This window comes from Photobacterium sanguinicancri (assembly GCF_002265265.1).
GTDB lineage: Bacteria > Pseudomonadota > Gammaproteobacteria > Enterobacterales > Vibrionaceae > Photobacterium > Photobacterium sanguinicancri.
The window spans coordinates 1-3,060 of the sequence record NZ_NOIF01000303.1; the positions used below are offsets into that span (position 1 = coordinate 1).

The 3,060-nt window shown below is 44.5% G+C and carries 2 protein-coding genes; both read left to right on the forward strand.

What is annotated here, in order from left to right; all coding sequences use genetic code 11:
• The first annotated feature begins 88 nt into the window (after positions 1–88).
• Positions 89–1,486, forward strand: coding sequence for an aminopeptidase (locus ASV53_RS23390; RefSeq protein ID WP_094958907.1), 1,398 nt, complete (start codon positions 89–91; stop codon positions 1,484–1,486).
• 24 nt (positions 1,487–1,510) lie between these two features.
• A complete protein-coding gene (locus tag ASV53_RS23395) occupies positions 1,511–2,992 on the forward strand; it encodes an oligopeptide:H+ symporter (RefSeq protein ID WP_094958908.1) in 1,482 nt (493 codons plus the stop codon).
• The last annotated feature ends 68 nt before the right edge of the window (positions 2,993–3,060 follow it).

The window sequence follows — 3,060 nt, forward strand, 5'->3', positions numbered from 1 at the left end:
CAATAAGCAGATCACTCTCACAAACTCATATATATTCAGAATGATAATCTCCGCTACGAATCATCATTAATAAATGCGGAGTAAGGCAATGGAAACGCTTAAGTTCACTAATGGTTGGCTCGATCTCGATAAAAAGAGAATTGATGAAATAAACCTTTTCAATGAAGGTTATAAACACTTTTTAGATCAAGGGAAAACAGAAAGGCAGTGTGTGACTGTCTCAATTGCTCAAGCAGAACTGCACGGCTTCCGTCCTATTTCTGAATTTGAACAATTAGTAGCTGGCGATAAAGTGTATTTCATAAACCGCCACAAAAATGTGGTACTAGCTATTATTGGTCAACGCCCAATCAGTGAAGGAATTCGCTATGTTGTTTCTCACATCGACTCACCAAGATTGGACTTAAAACCTTCACCAGTTCACGAGAAATGTGAGCTTGCACTGATGCGAACTCACTACTATGGTGGCATTAAAAAATACCAATGGGCATCTCGTCCTTTAGCATTACACGGCATCGTGGTGACTAAAACAGGCCGTAAAGTGGATATTGCTATCGGTGAAGATGATAGCGATCCCGTTTTCACTATTCCAGACTTACTCCCACACCTAGATCGCAAAGTGCAGCGTGAACGTAAAGCGGATGAAGTACTTAAAGGTGAAGAGCTTCAAATCGTTGTAGGCTCGATACCTATGACGTTTGATGATGACAAAATCAAAGATACCGTCAAGCATCATGTCTTAACCAAGCTATTTGAAAAATATGAAATCAGCGAGCCTGATTTTATCTCAGCCGAACTGATGCTAGTACCAGCAGGTAAAGCTCGCGATGTGGGCTTCGACCACGGCATTATAGGTGGCTACGGACAAGATGATCGCATTTGTGCTTACACTTCACTCGAAGCTATTTTCGATATCGACACACCAGAGCAAACCGCAGTCTGCTTCTTAGTAGATAAAGAAGAAATTGGTTCAACGGGTGCCACAGGCCTTGAATCACGTTACTTAGAATTCTTCACCGGTGAACTACTCGTTCGTCAAGCCGGCGGCCAATACAACGACCAAATGCTCCGTCGCTGTCTATGGCAATCGTACGCATTATCTTCAGATGTCAATGCAGGACTTAACCCACTATTTGAATCAGTTCACGACGTACAAAACGCCTCAAAACTGGGCTATGGCCTGGTATTAACCAAGTACACAGGTCATGGCGGCAAAGTCGCATCCAATGACGCTGATGCAGAATATGTTGCAGCACTTCGTCGTATTTTCGATGACACAGAAATTAAGTGGCAGACTGGATTATTAGGAAAAGTTGACGAAGGCGGCGGCGGTACAGTGGCTAAATACCTTGCGCACTATGGCATTAATACCATAGATGCAGGGGCTGCGATTCTATCTATGCACTCTCCGTTCGAACTGTCTTCTAAGTTCGATGTGCATGAACTCTACCGAGCTTACAAAGCTTTCTACCTGCAGGCGCTATAACCTTAGCATCATGGAGATACGATCATGAAAAAGCGTCATCCGTTAACCTTTTACATTCTCTGTTCATGCCAGTTTTGGTGGGCTCTGTCCTTCTATAGCCTATGGGCAATCTTGCCTGTGTTCTTAGGTGACGAACTGGGTATCGACCAGAAAACCTCGTTCGCTACTTTTGGGGCATTTGCTGCTTTAGGTGCTGCCATGTTGTTTGTCGGTGGTTGGTTAGCCGATAAAATCTTAGGGGCCAAACGTACTTTGGTATGGGGCTTTGCCTTCCAAGGGATTGGCTATTTTATCATTGCTTATTCAGCAATAACCGCTCAACCACACTTTGTGTTTGTTGGTTTAGGTACAGTTGCAGTGGGTCGAGGCATCGGCAGTGTTGCTCCACCAACCATTATTGCTTCCGCTTATGAGAAAAATGACCCTCGTCTTGATGGCGCATACACCCTGTTCTACATGGTCAATAACATTGGTGCGTTCATTGCTCAATTAGGCGCACCGATCATGGCTTATAGCATTGGTTGGACATCTGCGTTTATTTTGTCTGGCATAGGTATGGCCGTTAACGTGATCACTTACTTCTTATTGAATAAGAAAATCACAGACGCCACCGAAGCCGACAAACGTGCGATTCCATTTAAGACCAATTCGCTGTTTTTGTGTGGCGCACTGATTGCCGTTGCAACGGCCAGTTACTTGCTAACGAACCTACCATTTGCACAACTAGCCCTCGCTATTGCTGCATTGGTTATCCTGTTCTTGATCACCAAAGAAATGAAAAAAGAACAGCCAACTAGCCGCAAACGCATGATTGTTGGGCTTGTTTTGATGGGGCAAGCACTTGCGTTCTTTGTTCTGTATAACCAAATGCCAACGTCGCTCAATTTCTTCGCTATCAACAACGTCGAAGCTGAGATATTTGGCATAGCCATTAACCCTGTTTCTTATCAGTCATTTAATCCATTATGGGTTATTTTCCTTAGCCCTGTGCTAGCCCATATCTACACGACACTAGGGGAAAAAGGTAAGGACCTCTCCATGCCGGGTAAGTTTGCTCTCGGTATGCTGATCTGTGCTTCAGCCTTTGCCTGTGCTGGTTTCTCTCAATACTTTGGTGATGAAAATGGCATGCTCAATCCGTTCTGGATTGCGGCACCGCACTTCTTATTTGCCATTGGTGAGCTATTGATTTCTGCACTAGGTTTATCAGCGATTGCGAAGCTTTTCCCAAGTCGGATCCGTGGCTTTATCTACGGAGCCTGGAACATGACACTAGCTTTAGCGTCGGTCGCAGGGGCTTGGGTCGCAGGGTTATCCTCGAGTGGCGATGTCGAAATGACACCGGTAGAAAGCTTGGCGTCTTACGGTAACTACTTCTACATGCTTGCCATTGCATCTGCTGTTGTCGGCGTTGTATGTGTCTACCTTGCACCACGTCTTAACAAGCTGATTGAAACCGATGTCGATGAAGACATTGAGCATAAAGACGCTCAAACAGCGTCATAACAAATCTTGGGTTCAATGAATCATTGAACCCGAGTCTTCAAAGGAAATAATAATAAAAACAGTACAAT

Bases quoted from the DNA above. Each gene is read 5' to 3' on its own strand.
- ASV53_RS23390 (WP_094958907.1), top strand. From the start codon at position 89: ATGGAAACGCTTAAGTTCACTAATGGTTGGCTCGATCTCGATAAAAAG.
- ASV53_RS23395 (WP_094958908.1), top strand. From the start codon at position 1,511: ATGAAAAAGCGTCATCCGTTAACCTTTTACATTCTCTGTTCATGCCAG.